This window comes from Brevundimonas sp. D3-1P (assembly GCF_055809335.1).
In genome coordinates, this window is the sequence record NZ_CM147908.1 from 406437 (window position 1) to 420179 (window position 13743).

A 13743-nucleotide genomic window follows, 5' to 3' on the forward strand; every position below is an offset into this window, starting at 1 on the left:
CACGTTGCTTATCGCCGATAACCAATGATAGCGTCCGTCCAAGCGTCGCATCCAAGCAGACGCACCCAAGGAACAGGAAACGACATGCTGGGCTTGATGCAGGACTGGCCGCTGACGGTCGACAAGATCATCGACCACGCCAAAAACTGGCACGGTGCGCGCGAGGTGGTGACGCGATCGGTCGAAGGGCCCATCGTCCGCACGACCTACGCCCAGATCCACGACCGCGCCAAACGGGTCTCCAGCGTCCTGAAGGATTGGGGGATCGAGCCCGGCGACCGCGTGGCCACCCTGGCCTGGAACACCGCCAACCATATCGAGACCTGGTACGGCGTCATGGGCATCGGCGCCGTGTGCCACACCCTGAACCCGCGCCTGTTCCCCGAGCAGCTGGTCTATATCATCAACCACGCCGAAGACCGGATCGTCTTCGTCGACCTGACCTTCGTGCCGCTGCTGGAGGCCATCCTGCCGCACATTCCCAAGGTCGAGCGCGTGGTCGTCATGACCGACGCGGCCCATATGCCCCAGACCAAGCTGCCCAAGGCCGTGGCCTATGAGGACGCCATCGCGGGCCAGCCGGCCGATGTCGTCTGGGGCGATTTCGAGGAAAACACCGCCTGCGGCCTGTGCTACACCTCGGGCACGACCGGCAATCCCAAGGGGGTGCTGTATTCGCACCGCTCCAACTTCCTGCACACCTTCATGGGGCTGCAGGCCACCGTCATGGGCGCCACGCCCAAGGAGGTGATCCTGCCGGTCGTGCCGATGTTCCACGCCAACGCCTGGGGCATCGCCTTCGCCGGCCCGGCCGCCGGAACCAAGCTGGTCATGCCGGGCGCCCGGATGGACGGCGCCGCCATCTACGAATTGATCGAACAGGAAGGCGTCACCTTCTCGGCCGCCGTGCCCACCGTCTGGCAGGGGCTGTTCGCCCACATGAAGCAGAACGGCCTGGGCTTCTCGACGCTGAAGCGGGTGCTGATCGGCGGTTCGGCCTGTCCCGAAAGCCTGATCCGCGGCTTCCACGACGATTTCGGCGTGGAAGTCACCCACGCCTGGGGGATGACCGAGACCTCGCCCATCGGCACCATCGCCAACCTGCCGCCCGAGATCGTGGACCTGCCCTATGACGAGCAGATGAAGTATCGCCTTAAACAGGGCGTGCCCCCGCTGGGGATCGAACTGAAGCTGAAGGACGAGGCGGGCGTGGAACTGCCTCACGACGGAACCACCTTCGGTCGGCTGATGGTCAAGGGGCCGACGATCAGCAAGGGCTATTTCAAGGACGACAGCCCGATCCTGGACGACGAGGGCTTCTTCGACACCGGCGACGTGGCCACGGTGGACGAGATCGGCTTCATGCACATCACCGACCGCGCCAAGGACGTCATCAAGTCGGGCGGCGAGTGGATCAGCTCCATCGAGATCGAGAACATCGCCGTCGGCCACCCCAAGGTCGAGATCGCCGCCGTCATCGGCGCGGCCCATCCCAAATGGGACGAACGGCCCGTGCTGATCCTGAAGCTGAAGCCCGATCACGCCCTGGACAAGCAGGAGCACCTGGACTTCCTTCAAGGCAAGATCGCCAAATGGTGGATGCCCGACGACGTGGTCGCGGTGGACGAGATACCGCTGGGCGCCACCGGCAAGATCGACAAGAAGCTGTTGCGCGAACGGTTCAGGGACTACCGTCTGCCGACCGCCGCCTGACCCTGTCGAGGTCGAAGCCCGAACCGGAGCCCGAATGCCGACCCGAAAGCCCGTTCCGGCCGTCTTGCCCTGGCTGACGGCTCTGGCCGCGGCGCCCCTGGTGCTGATCGTGGCGGCGGTGGCGGCGACGCGGTTCGGCGGCGCGGACCTGGCCGTCACCTATGACCTGCTGACCTGGACGGTGGCGCGCATCCTGGCCTGGATCGCGCTGGCGGGCGCGCTGGTCGCGGCGATCCTGGCGCTGCGCGACCTGAAGGGCAGGGGGCTCTACGCCCTGGCGGCCGTAGTGCTGGCGGGGGCGACGGTGGCGGGCTTCGTCTGGCGCCAGGGCCGAGACGCCGCCCCCGCGCCGCAGGACGTCACGACCAATGTGCAGGAGCCGCCCGTCTTCTCGCGCGCCGCCGCCCTGCATCGCGGATCGACCCCGGCCAGCTGCGACGCCGTCGTCGCCGTCCCCAGCCAGGTCCTGGCCCAGCAGGCGGCCTCCGCCTTGGTCGACGCCGGCTTCGTCGTGAACCGCGCCTCGACGTTCGAGGTCGAGGCCGTGCATCAGGGCGCCTGGTTCGGCTTCGTCAACGATGCGGTGGTCCGCATCCGTCCCGGCCGCACCGACATCCGCGTCGCCGCCCGCGATCCCCGGCCCGACGGCGGCGCCGCCTGCCGCCTGGCCGCCCGCATCGCCGGCGGACTGTCCCAGACCCGCTGACCGCGACGGTTAGGCCGGGCGAAACCGGGCGGCCAGGCCCGGCTCGCCGTCGCAGGCCGCCAGACCGTCCTCGATCAGCTTGATCAGATGCGCCAGAACCGACAAGGAGGCCGCCGGCCACAGCCGCCGATCGACGGCGGCGTAAAGGGCGGGAACCATCTCGGCGATCGTCCGGTCTCCGGCCGCCAGACGCCCGACGATCTGCGCCTCCCGCTCGATCCGATGGGCGCGATAGGCCTCCAGAAACGGGCCCGCATCGGTGATCGGCGCCCCGTGCGTCGGCCACAGCGTGTCGAAGCCCCGGGCGATCACCGCGTCCAGGCTGGCCATGTACCGGCGCATGTTCCCGTCCGGCGGCGCGACCACGGTCGTCGACCAGCCCATGACATGATCGCCGCAGAACAGGGCGTTCTCCTCGTGCAGGACGAAGGCCATATGGTTCGACGCATGACCGGGCGTGAACAGCGCCTCCAGCGTCCAGCCGTCGCCGGCGACGACCTCTCCGCCCGTCAGAACGAAGTCGGGAGCGAATTCGGCGTCCTCGTCCTCGTCCAGTCCGCCGGACGCATGGGTTTCGCGCACCGGAGGCCGCGCCGCCAGGATCGGCGCGCCCGTCGCCTCCGCGAACGGCCGGGCCAGGGGCGCATGGTCCCGGTGCGTATGCGTGACCAGCACATGGCTGACCCGCCGGCCGTCCACCGCCGCCAGAAGCGCCGCCAGATGCGCCTCGTCCATCGGCCCCGGATCGATCACCGCGACCTCGGCCCCCTGGTCCGGCCGGCCGACAATATAGGTGCCCGTCCCGGTGAAGGTGAACGGCCCCAGATTCTCCGCCACCACCCGCTGCACCAGCGGCGAAACCTGATCGCGCCGCCCATAGGCGAAGTCGAACTGGCGCACGAAGGGGATCATACGCCGGCCCCGACCCGCCGCAGGCTTTGTCTTAACCTTTCGATCATCGCCGCCGGGCGCCAGTCATTGCCTTTTCGATCGCCTTTGCTCTCTCAACTCAGCTCCAACCTATCGCACTGGCTGTCCTGTGTCTCATGGCGGCGCGATTGATCTCGGCTTCCCGTACTCCCGAACCCGCGGTTCATGCCAAACGAGCAGCGATTAGCCGTTGATGCATGCAAAGCATGCTTGGGCAAGCTGGCGTCAATCCGGCGCCTGACGTCTAACCGCAAAAGCGGAACTGTTTCCCACTGTCATCCTGTAGCTTCCGAACGCGCCGCGTTGAATTACGACCGGTTGGCCGTTGGCGCGTGGCACATAGGGGGTGGAGGTGTCGGCCTGCATCCAAATCGAGCCGTCTTCGAGCGTGATGAGCCACCGCCGACTCCCACCTACCTGGCGTGCTGTTGTCAAGGTGGATGTGAGGGATTGGATTTCATTGACGGCGGGTTTCCCGTTCGAAGGCGACCAAAACTTGAGTCTGAATCCGAAGGACTGCCGCTGGGCTTCCTGAATGGCGGCGCGATCCAGAACCACGACCGTTCCTTCAGCACGTGCGGTTTCCAAGGCTCCGACCGCAGTATCATAGCAGTTCAACCGCGAGTCAGCTTGTTCAATGGTTCGGCATTGCGTCAAGGTCGCGAAGGGGCCGGCCGACCCAGACGTCTGAATCAAGGCGGAAGGTTGTCCGGGTGAGGCAAGCAGGCCTGCTCCGACAGCAAAAATTCCCACAAAGGCAGCTTTGTAGAAGAGCAGGTTCACGAGCGGTCTCCTGATAAATCCAGTCGAGCAAAGCCTTAAACCGCCTGAAATTCAAGCATCCGTCTCTGCTACCCCAATCTGTCGATTTTGTAAGCACCGCAACCGTAGTGTGGCGTGATTGCGACAGAAGCGTCTTGATTGCGGCCGAAACGCGCCGAGCGACTAGACTTGTGTCGCCCGCTCGTATGGTCTGCCTGCAACCCGAACGTTTTGTGTTGGGTGATCGGCTTTGGCGGGGGGGATCGTCGAATTTCCGACGGGGGCTCAGCCAATCACGGGAGAACAAGCCTTGAGCAATTTTAACTATCGTCGCGGGCTGCTTGCTACGACTATGATCGGCAGCGCCGTTCTGGCCATGGCTGCCACGCCTTCGTTCGCGCAATCCACACCTCAATCCACACCTGATGAAGATGCGACCGCTTCGGTCGAGGATATCGTCGTCACCGGCTCGCGTATTCGCGTGCGCGACACGACGGGCACCAGCCCGATCGTGACTGTCGGCGCTGAAGCGCTAGAGGAGATCGGTACCGCGTCGATCGAAACCTATCTGAATTCGCTGCCGCAACTGTCGCCTAGCCTCACAAAGACTAACAACAATCCGTCTTCGGGCGGCGCCGCCTTTCTTGACCTGCGCCAACTGGGTTCGTCCCGTGGTCTGACCCTGGTCAACGGCCGTCGTCTGGTCCCCGGCTCGTCCAGCGGCGCGGTAGACATCTCGATCTTGCCCGGCGCTCTGATGGACCGCGTTGAAATCATCACTGGCGGCGCCTCTGCCGTTTATGGCGCCGACGCCGTGTCCGGCGTGGTCAACTTTATCTTGAAAGACGACTTCGAAGGCCTGCAGGTTTCAGCTCAATACGGCATCTCGGCCGAGAACGACGGTGAAGAGCGTCAGTACAACCTGATTACTGGCGGTTCCTTTGCCGACGGCCGCGGTCACGTGACTTTCGCCGCGTCGCACAATACGCGTGATGGCATCGCCCAGACGGAACGCGATATTTCGCGTTCGGCTGAATATTGCTACGATGACGGCACCTGTGTGCCGAATGGCTCGGCCACAACCGGCGACGGCACGTTCAGCATTCCAACGACAGCAACCCCGACACAGCTGGCGGCTTATCAATCCTACTTCACCGCTCGGGGCTTGCCCGCCGGTTCGCCATTGATTCGGGGCGGTCAACGTCTGGGCTTCAATCCTGATGGTTCATTGTTCGTCGCCGGTGTGGGTGATGGCACCTTCGGTTACACGGGTCCGAATACCCAAGGTTGGAATCCGGAGGAGATGTTCCTGTACGATTTCAATCCGGTGAACCTGCTGCAATCGCCGTATGAGCGTACGAACCTTTACACCACGATGAAGTACGACATCACCGACCGAATCGAGTTTTACGGTGATGCGCTGTACAGCACCTACACTAGCTCGAACCAATTGGCCGAGTCGCCGGCCTCGTTCGTGATTCCGGTCGCGACGACGACAACCTTGCCGACCGATGTCCGCGCCCTGATGACTGGCGCAGGCATCACTAGCTTCACCTTGGCTCGTCGTTCGAATGAACTTGGTCCGCGTACATACAACTATGACACGACCGCCTATCAGGCGACCGGTGGCTTCCGGGGCGCTATGCCGGCCATATTCGGCAACGAATGGTCCTATGACGTTTATGCATCATTCGGTCGCTACGAAAGCCGCCAAGAGTACGTCGGCTTCCCAGAAGGCAATCGCATCCGTGCCGCTCTGGCAGGTTGCCCAACTGGTTCGCCCCTGGGTCCCGTTGGCAGCTCCGGCGCACCTTCCACCTGCGTTCCGCTGAACCCGTTTGGCGCGAACAATATCACTCAGGCCCAAGTCGACTACATCGAGGCTAAGGGCCAGTTCCAGATTACCGAAATCGAGCAGAAGAACGTGGTCGGCTCGGTCACAGGTGACCTGTTTCAACTGCCGGCCGGTCCGCTTAGCTTCGCTGTCGGTATCGAATACCGCGATATCGACTATGAGGACACGCCTCCTGAAGGGGTCCAGACGGGCTCGCTACTCGGCGGCAACTCGGCTGGTCCCGTCGCCGGCGGTTACGATGTTTGGGAGGTTTTCGGCGAAGTTCGTGCTCCGTTGCTAGCCGATAGACCGTTCATCAAGTATTTAGGACTTGAAGCGGGTTACCGCGCTTCTGAATATTCGATCAACCAGACGACCGACACTTGGAAATATGGCGGTGAGTACGCGCCGTTTGAATGGCTTCGTTTCCGCGGTCTGCAACAGCGCGCCGTCCGGGCTCCGTCAGTAGGTGAGTTGTATTCGACCCGTGCCGAAGGCTATCCGGGTGTGACAGCCGGCAACTTGGATCCCTGCGACAAGGACAGCGCGGCTCGTGCTGGGGCCAATGCAGCTCAGGTTCTCGCGCTCTGCCAGGCCCAGTCCTCACAGATCACCGCGACCTGGGATTCGGTCGGCACGCAATATCGCACCTTCTCGGGCGGTAACCCGAGCCTGGCTCCGGAAACGGCCGACTCGACGACCTATGGTTTCGTCATTCGTGCTCCAGCCTCGGCACCTTCGTGGGTTTCGTCTCTCACTGCGACCGTGGACTATTTCGACATTGAAATCGAAAACGTCATCAGTTCGGTAGGCTTCTCGACCTCGCTGTCACGCTGCTTCGACGCGACCTACAACCCGAACTTCAGCAACGCAAACATCTACTGCGCCAACCTGAACCGGGATGCGGAAACGGGTTATCTGACCAACGTGGGTATCGGCGGTTCCATCTCGCAAACCAATGCGAACCTGGCAACGTTCAAGGCGTCGGGGGTCGACCTAGCGCTGAGCTACGACCTGACGCTGGCGGATTATGGTATGCCGGCCTGGACCGGTCGTCTGGGCTTCAGCACCCAGGGCACCTGGTATGAAAATCAACAGTTCCAGAGCCTGCCGGGCAATCCATTCAGCGACAACTTCGTCGGCACGATCGGCGACGGCACGCCGGGGGCCACCACCCTGCCGGAATGGAAGTTCTCGACGCGCTTTTCGTGGCAGTATGAAAACCTCTCGGCTTCGCTGCGATGGGCCTACATCGACTCCGTCACTGACCCGAGTGCTGTGGTCGAGGATGGTGATATCGGCGAGATCGAAGCCTACAATTATTTCTATCTGAACGGTTCGTGGGCGGTGAACGACACGCTGGAGATTTTCGGCGGCGTCGACAACCTATTCGACAAGGATCCGCCGCGTTACGCCAGCGGCTTCCAATACCAAACCGATCCATCGACCTACGATGTGATCGGCCGCTACTTCTATATCGGCGCTCGCGCGCGCTTCTAAGAAGTTGCATTGAACTAAGACTGAGGCGGCGGGGCAACGCTCCGCCGCCTTTTTCGTTTGAGCGCCGCCGTAGAAAAACCATCGGCGTGAGCAAGCGTTGGTGATCGTCGCCCATTCGCGGCGCACTAAAGGAAGACCATGCTCAAAATCCTCGTTCCCGGCATCTCGGCCCTGTCGCTGCTGGCCTCGGGCTCTGTCGCCCAAACCCAGGACGGTCCGATCGTCACGGGCAATCGTTCGGGCGAGACCGCCGATGCGCTGAAGACGCGCGAGGCCATCGCCTATGCGCGGCCCTTGCCGCGCGGGGCGCCCAGCGCGGACTATCCGCTGGTGGCCTGGTGCGATGCGTTGGTGAGTGGCCATGCCGATCTGGGCGACACTCTGCCAGCCCGTGCGCCGGAGGATGTCGAATTGGTGCGTCTGGGGCGGCTCGAGGCGCAGGACTTCCGCACGGCCTTGGCCGCCGCTGCGCCCCGTCAATCTGCGGCGGCCAAGGCCGAGGCCGAACGCGCCGTTGCGGCCGTCAAGGCGCAGTGGGCCACGCTGATCAACAATCCCGACGCCGAGGCGCGCAGCCAGTCGTTCGGCCTGTTCTTCGGCCTTCCGGGGCGGTGCGAACATGCGGCGCGCCGCATCCGCGAGAACATCACCACGCCGCCCGCCACGCTGGAAAGCGTCGGCATCAACTAGGCGTCTAGGTGTTCGGTCCGGCATCTGGTGGATCGGATCGAGGATGAATCGGTCTGATTCTGAAGTCCAGAGTCTGGCGAGGTATTCGTAGGCGTCAGGCCGTCGAGGGTCTTGAGTCTGCGCGCGAAGTCGTAGGCGGCCACGCCTCCGAAGGGCGGCGCGGAGCAGCCAAAGTAGGCGAGGTGCGTGCGCAGTTGATCGTGGCTGTCGTAATGGAAGCGTTTGACGATGGCGTCCTTGATGTGCGCTGCATCCGTTCGACCTGGCCGTTGGTTCAGGGATGGTTCGGCTTAGCCAACCGGTGCTGGATGCGGTGGTCATAGCAGATCATGTCGAAGCGCATCTGATGAGAAAAGGCGGTGTGCGGTTACGGGGCTGCGGCTCGGCGAACTGGTGCCGTTGTGGCTGCCGCGCGCCGACCTCCGGTTCGGTCAGGATCGTATGGATCTTGTAAGGCGCGGCCTGCAGCAGGTGCTCCAGGAATTCCCAGGCGGTTCGCCTGTCCGCCTTGCCGATCCGTTGGGTGACGGCGCACGTGCTGGTGCGGTCGATGGCGACGAACAGATGGAGCTTGTCTTCCGCCGTCTGCGCCTCGGCGATTGGCTGCTCCGCGCCGATCTTCGGCTCCACAGGGAAGAAGCCGATCAGATGCCGCTTGAAACGCCGCCGCTTGGGCTTGTGGCCTTCGACTTCGGGTAGGCGTGAGACGCCGTGGCGCTGCAGGCAGCGGTGCACTGCTGACCGTGTCAGATGCGGCATCATGGCTGCAAGGCGTAGAGACAGTCATCCAGCGGCAGCAGAGGCGCCACTCACTCACCGCCGCCCGAACAGCTTCTCCAGGTCGTGCAGCTTGAGCTCGACATAGGTCGGGCGGCCGTGGTTGCATTGGCCGCTGTGGGGGGTGGCTTCCATCTGGCGGAGCAGGGCGTTCATCTCGGGGGCGGAGAGGACGCGGCCTGAGCGGACGCTGCCGTGGCAGGCCATCGTGCCGCAGATGGCGGCGAGGCGTTCCTTCAGCGACAGGGCCATGCCGTGTTCGGCCAGGTCGTCGGCGATGTCGCGGATCAACCCTTGCACGTCCGTGTCGCCGAGCATGGCCGGGGTCTCGCGCACCAGGACGGCGCCGGCGCCGAAGGCCTCGACGATCAGGCCCATCTCGGCCAACTCCTCGGCCTTGGCGGCGACGCGCTCGGCCTCGGCGGGGTCCAGGTCGACGACCTCGGGCGTCAGCAGGGCTTGGCGGGTCACGGACCCCTCGGCCATCTGGGCCTTCATCCGCTCATAGACCAGCCGCTCGTGCGCCGCGTGCTGGTCGACGATGACCAGGCCGTCGCGGGTCTGGGCGACGATATAGTTGGCGTGGAGCTGACCGCGTGCGGCGCCGAGGGGGTAGTCGAGGGGGTCCTGTGGAGTGACGAGTGGCGAAGGATCAGTGCCGAGTGGCGAGTGGCGGTTGGCGAGGTCGGGGTAGGCTGGGGCGTTCCCAAACTCGGGCCAGCTGGGTTCGACGCGGGCGCTGCGTTCGTTGAGGCCGGGCAGGACCTGGGCGGCGGCGGCGGGCTGGGACCAGCCGGTCCAGCCGCTGAACCCCTGCGTCGATGGGGGGCTGGGGCTGTAGGCGGGACCAAGGTTCAGGTCGGTGTGCGGCTGGAAGCTGGACAGGGCGTCGGCGGTGACGGTGGTGGAGGCGCGGTGGCCCGCCGCGTGCAGGGCGTGGCGCAGGGCGCCGACGATCAGGCCGCGCACCAGGGCCGGATCGCGGAACCGAACCTCGGCCTTGGCGGGGTGGACGTTGACGTCCACGTAAAGCGGATCGATGTCGAGGAACAGGGCGGCGGCCGGGTGCCGGTCCCGCGCCAGAAAGTCGGCGTAGGTGCCCCTCAGCGCCCCTTGCAGCAGCCGATCCTTCACCGGGCGACCGTTGACGAACAGATACTGATGCGCCGCATTGCCGCGCGAATAGGTGGGCAGGCCCGCATAGCCGGACAGGCGCACGCCGTCCCGTTCCTGGTCGATCAGCAGGGCGTTGGCCTCGAAGTCGCGGCCCAAAAGGGCGGACAGGCGGCGCAGGCGGCCCGCGTCGCCCGGATGTTCGGCGGGCAGGCGCAGGGTGATCTTGCCGTCCAGCGACAGGGTGAAGGCGATGGCCTCGTGCGCCATGGCCTGGCGTTTGATCTCTTCCGAAATGGCCATGGCCTCGGCCCGTTCGGACTTCATGAACTTCAACCGGGCGGGGGTGGCGTAGAAGAGGTCGCGCACCTCGACCCGCGCGCCATGCGGACCGGGGAAGGGGGCGGGGGCCAGGGGGCGGGTCTCGCCGCCCTCGACCGTGATGGCCCAGGCCTCGGTTTCGTCGCGGGATCGGGTGGTGATCGACAGGCGGGCGACCGAGCCGATGGAGGGCAGGGCCTCGCCCCGGAAGCCCAGGGTGTGGATGCGCAGCAGGTCCACGTCGCCGGCGTCGTCGGGCTCAAGCTTCGAGGTGGCGTGGCGTTCGACGGCGAGGGGCAGTTCGGCCCTGGGGATGCCCTTGCCGTCGTCGGCGATCAGGATGCGCGACAGGCCGCCGCCGTCGGCCTGGATCTCGATGTTGGAGCCGCCCGCGTCGATGGCGTTCTCGACCAGTTCCTTGATGGCGCTGGCCGGCCGCTCGACCACCTCGCCGGCGGCGATGCGGTTGACGGTTTCGGGGGAGAGACGACGGATGGGCATGAGCAGGCGAAGATAGGGCGCGGGGAGGATTCGCGCCATGAGGCTTTGTCTCCTCCCTGCGCAGCGGGGAGGTGGCGCGGCGCGTCTTCGCGCCGTGACGGAGGGGTTCTGAAACGCTGCAAGCGCCGGCGGGACTTTGAGAGCCCCTCCACCGCTACGCGGTCTCCTCCCCACAAGTGGGGAGGAGACGTGGGCGTTACTCGGCGATCTTCTTCTTGGCCGGGGCCTTTTTCGCGGCCGGTTTCTTGGCGGCGGCCTTTTGGGGAGCAGCGGCCTTCTTGGCGGCGGGCGCCTTCTTTTTCGGCGCGGCGCCGGCCTTGGCGGCGAGCAGGGGGAGGGCGTCTTCGAGCGTCAGGTCTTCCGGCGCCACGCCCTTGGGCAGGGTGGCGTTGATCTTGCCGGACTTGACGTAGGGGCCGAAGCGGCCGGCCATGACGTGGATCGGCTCGCCCGTTTCCGGGTGGGCGCCCAGGTCCTTCAGCGGGGCGGTCGCGGAGCCGCGGCCGGGACGACCGGCGCGCTTCTCGGCCAGCAGGGCCACGGCGCGGTTCAGGCCGACCTCGAACACCTCGTCGATGTCGGAGACGTTCGCATAGGTGCCGGCGTGAAGGACGAAGGGTCCATAGCGGCCCAGGCCCGCCGTGATCGGCTTGCCGTCCTCGGGGTGGAGCCCCACCTCGCGCGGCAGGGCCAAAAGGCGCAGCGCCTGGTCCAGCGTCAGCGACGCCGGCGACCAGCCCCTGGGCAGGGACGAGCGTTTCGGCTTCTCCCCGTCCGGCGGCGCGATCTCGACATAGGGGCCGAAGCGGCCGATCTTCAACTGGACAGGCTGGCCGGTGGCCGGATCGATTCCCAGTTCGCGGTCGCCGCTCTCGGCCGACCCGTCCTCGGCCGAGGGGCTGGCGACGGGGCGGGTGTATTTGCAGTCGGGATAGCGCGAACAACCGATGAAGGCGCCGAAACGGCTGGTCTTCAAACTGAGCTGGCCCTGGCGGCACAGGGGGCATTCGCGCGGATCGGACCCGTCGCCCTTGTCCGGGAAGATATGGGCGCCCAGGCTTTCGTTCAGGGCGTCCAGGATGGCCGTGGTGCGCAGTTCGCCGGCGGCCTGGGTCGCGGCGTGGAAGTCCTGCCAGAACTGGCGCAGCAGCACCTTCCAGTCCAACTGGCCGGCCGAAACCTCGTCCAACTGGGTCTCCAGGGCGGCGGTAAAGTCGTATTCGACCCACTTCCTGAAGAACTGCTCCAGGAAGGCCGTGACCAGCCGACCCTTGTCCTCGGGGTAGAAGCGGTTCTTGTCGACGCGGACATACTCGCGGTCGCGCAGGGTCGACAGGGTCGAGGCGTAGGTCGAGGGGCGGCCGATGCCCAGTTCCTCCAGCTTCTTGACCAGTGTGGCTTCCGAATAGCGCGGGGGCGGTTCGGTGAAATGCTGGTCGGCGCGCACGGCGTCGACCTTGGCCTTGGCGCCTTCCTTCAGGACGGGCAGGCGGCTCGTATCGTCGTCGCCCTCTTCGCCTTCGGCGCCCTTCTGCCTTTCGTCGCGGCCCTCTTCATAGACGGCCAGGAAGCCGTCGAAGGTGACGACCTGGCCGGTGGCGCGCAGGCCGGTCTGGCCGTCGGGCGTCTCGATCTCGACCGTGGTGCGGTCCAGACGCGCAGCCTCCATCTGGGAGGCGACCATCCGTTTCCAGATCAGTTCGTAGAGCCGCTGGAGGTCGCTATCCAGGCGCACGCTGTCGGGATGGCGGGCGATGTTGGTCGGCCGGATCGCTTCGTGCGCTTCCTGAGCGTTCTTGGCCTTCACCTTGTAAAAGCGAGGTTCCGAAGGGACGTAGGCCGGGCCGTATTCCTTGCCGATGACCTCGCGGGCCTGGGCCAGGCCCTCGGGGCTGACCGAGACGCCGTCGGTCCGCATATAGGTGATCAGGCCGCCGGTCTCGTCGACGCCCTCGTACAGTTTCTGCGCCGCCTGCATCGTGCGCTGGGCGGTGAAGCCCAGTTTGCGCGCCGCCTCCTGCTGAAGGGTCGAGGTGGTGAAGGGCGGGGCGGGATTGCGGCGGACCGGCTTCTTCTCGACCGAGCGGATGGTGAAGTCGCCGGCCTGGATGGCGGCGCGGGCCGCCGAGGCGGTGGCCTCGTCCTTGATGTCCAGGCGCTGGACCCGCTTGCCCGCGTGCTTGACCAAGCGGGCGGTGAAGGGGGGGCTGTCTGCCGTCAGGTCGGCCTCGATGGACCAATATTCCTGGGGTCTGAACTTCTCGATCTCCATCTCGCGATCGACGACGATGCGCAGGGCGACCGACTGGACGCGCCCGGCCGAACGCGCGCCCGGCAGCTTGCGCCACAGGACCGGGGACAGGGTGAAGCCGACCAGATAGTCAAGGGCGCGGCGGGCCAGATAGGCCTCGACCAACTCCATATCCAGTTGGCGCGGATTGGCCATGGCCTCCAGCACGGCGGACCTGGTGATGGCGTTGAAGGTGACGCGCTGGACATCCTTGTCCTTCAGCGCCTTCTTCTTGTTCAGCACTTCCAGCACGTGCCAGCTAATCGCTTCCCCTTCGCGGTCGGGGTCGGTGGCCAGGATGACGCGGTCGGCGCGCTTGGCGGCCTCGGCGATTTCCGACAGGCGTTTGGCGCCCTTGGCGTCGGCCTCCCAGTGCATGGAGAAGTCGTCGTCGGGCAGGACCGAGCCATCCTTGGACGGCAGGTCGCGGACGTGGCCGTAGGAGGCCAGGACCTCGTAGTCCGAGCCGAGATATTTGTTGATGGTCTTGGCCTTTGCGGGGCTCTCGACGATGACGAGGTTCATATCGGTCCGGTCTCGGGAAGGGGCGCGAACGTGGTTGGAGCAGAGCCGGGAGTCAATCGGGCCCGTCGTCTTACAGCCATA

At 65.4% G+C, this 13743-nt stretch carries 9 protein-coding genes and 1 pseudogene; 4 read left to right on the forward strand and 6 right to left on the reverse strand.

Annotated features, from left to right (window positions below; genetic code table 11):
* Positions 1-84: 84 nt before the first annotated feature.
* Both AC0L6G_RS02080 and AC0L6G_RS02085 read left to right on the forward strand, forming a co-directional pair.
* On the forward strand, positions 85-1713 hold the full coding sequence (locus tag AC0L6G_RS02080) for a long-chain-fatty-acid--CoA ligase (RefSeq protein WP_293828008.1): 1629 nt from the start codon (positions 85-87) through the stop codon (positions 1711-1713).
* 34 nt (positions 1714-1747) lie between these two features.
* Complete coding sequence (locus tag AC0L6G_RS02085; RefSeq protein ID WP_473252775.1) at positions 1748-2419, forward strand: DUF1499 domain-containing protein; 672 nt, start codon at positions 1748-1750, stop codon at positions 2417-2419.
* A 9-nt stretch (positions 2420-2428) separates the two neighbouring features.
* Here the strand turns inward: AC0L6G_RS02085 and AC0L6G_RS02090 are convergent, their stop codons facing one another.
* Both AC0L6G_RS02090 and AC0L6G_RS02095 read right to left on the reverse strand, forming a co-directional pair.
* On the reverse strand, positions 2429-3331 hold the full coding sequence (locus AC0L6G_RS02090) for an MBL fold metallo-hydrolase (RefSeq protein ID WP_293828005.1): 903 nt from the start codon (positions 3329-3331) through the stop codon (positions 2429-2431).
* A 243-nt stretch (positions 3332-3574) separates the two neighbouring features.
* A complete protein-coding gene (locus AC0L6G_RS02095) occupies positions 3575-4132 on the reverse strand; it encodes a hypothetical protein (RefSeq protein ID WP_293828004.1) in 558 nt (185 codons plus the stop codon).
* 289 nt (positions 4133-4421) lie between these two features.
* Between AC0L6G_RS02095 and AC0L6G_RS02100 the strand changes: the two genes are divergently transcribed.
* Positions 4422-7445, forward strand: coding sequence for a TonB-dependent receptor plug domain-containing protein (locus tag AC0L6G_RS02100; RefSeq protein WP_293828002.1), 3024 nt, complete (start codon positions 4422-4424; stop codon positions 7443-7445).
* 138 nt (positions 7446-7583) lie between these two features.
* Complete coding sequence (locus AC0L6G_RS02105; protein WP_293828000.1) at positions 7584-8135, forward strand: hypothetical protein; 552 nt, start codon at positions 7584-7586, stop codon at positions 8133-8135.
* Positions 8136-8153: 18 nt separating this feature from the next.
* Here the strand turns inward: AC0L6G_RS02105 and AC0L6G_RS02110 are convergent.
* The 4 genes and pseudogenes from AC0L6G_RS02110 to topA form a co-directional block, all read right to left on the reverse strand.
* Positions 8154-8490: pseudogene (locus AC0L6G_RS02110) on the reverse strand (integrase core domain-containing protein); the annotation flags it as partial.
* Positions 8463-8897 (reverse strand): transposase family protein, encoded by a 435-nt coding sequence (locus tag AC0L6G_RS02115; RefSeq protein WP_473252776.1) that lies wholly within the window; start codon positions 8895-8897, stop codon positions 8463-8465. The pseudogene AC0L6G_RS02110 and the gene AC0L6G_RS02115, both read right to left, overlap by 28 nt.
* Positions 8898-8948: 51 nt before the next feature.
* Positions 8949-10847: a DNA mismatch repair endonuclease MutL gene (mutL, locus tag AC0L6G_RS02120; RefSeq protein ID WP_473253201.1), complete on the reverse strand. Its 1899-nt coding sequence runs from the start codon at positions 10845-10847 to the stop codon at positions 8949-8951.
* A 196-nt stretch (positions 10848-11043) separates the two neighbouring features.
* Complete coding sequence (gene topA / locus AC0L6G_RS02125) at positions 11044-13662, reverse strand: type I DNA topoisomerase (protein WP_473252777.1); 2619 nt, start codon at positions 13660-13662, stop codon at positions 11044-11046.
* Between the last annotated feature and the right edge of the window lie 81 nt (positions 13663-13743).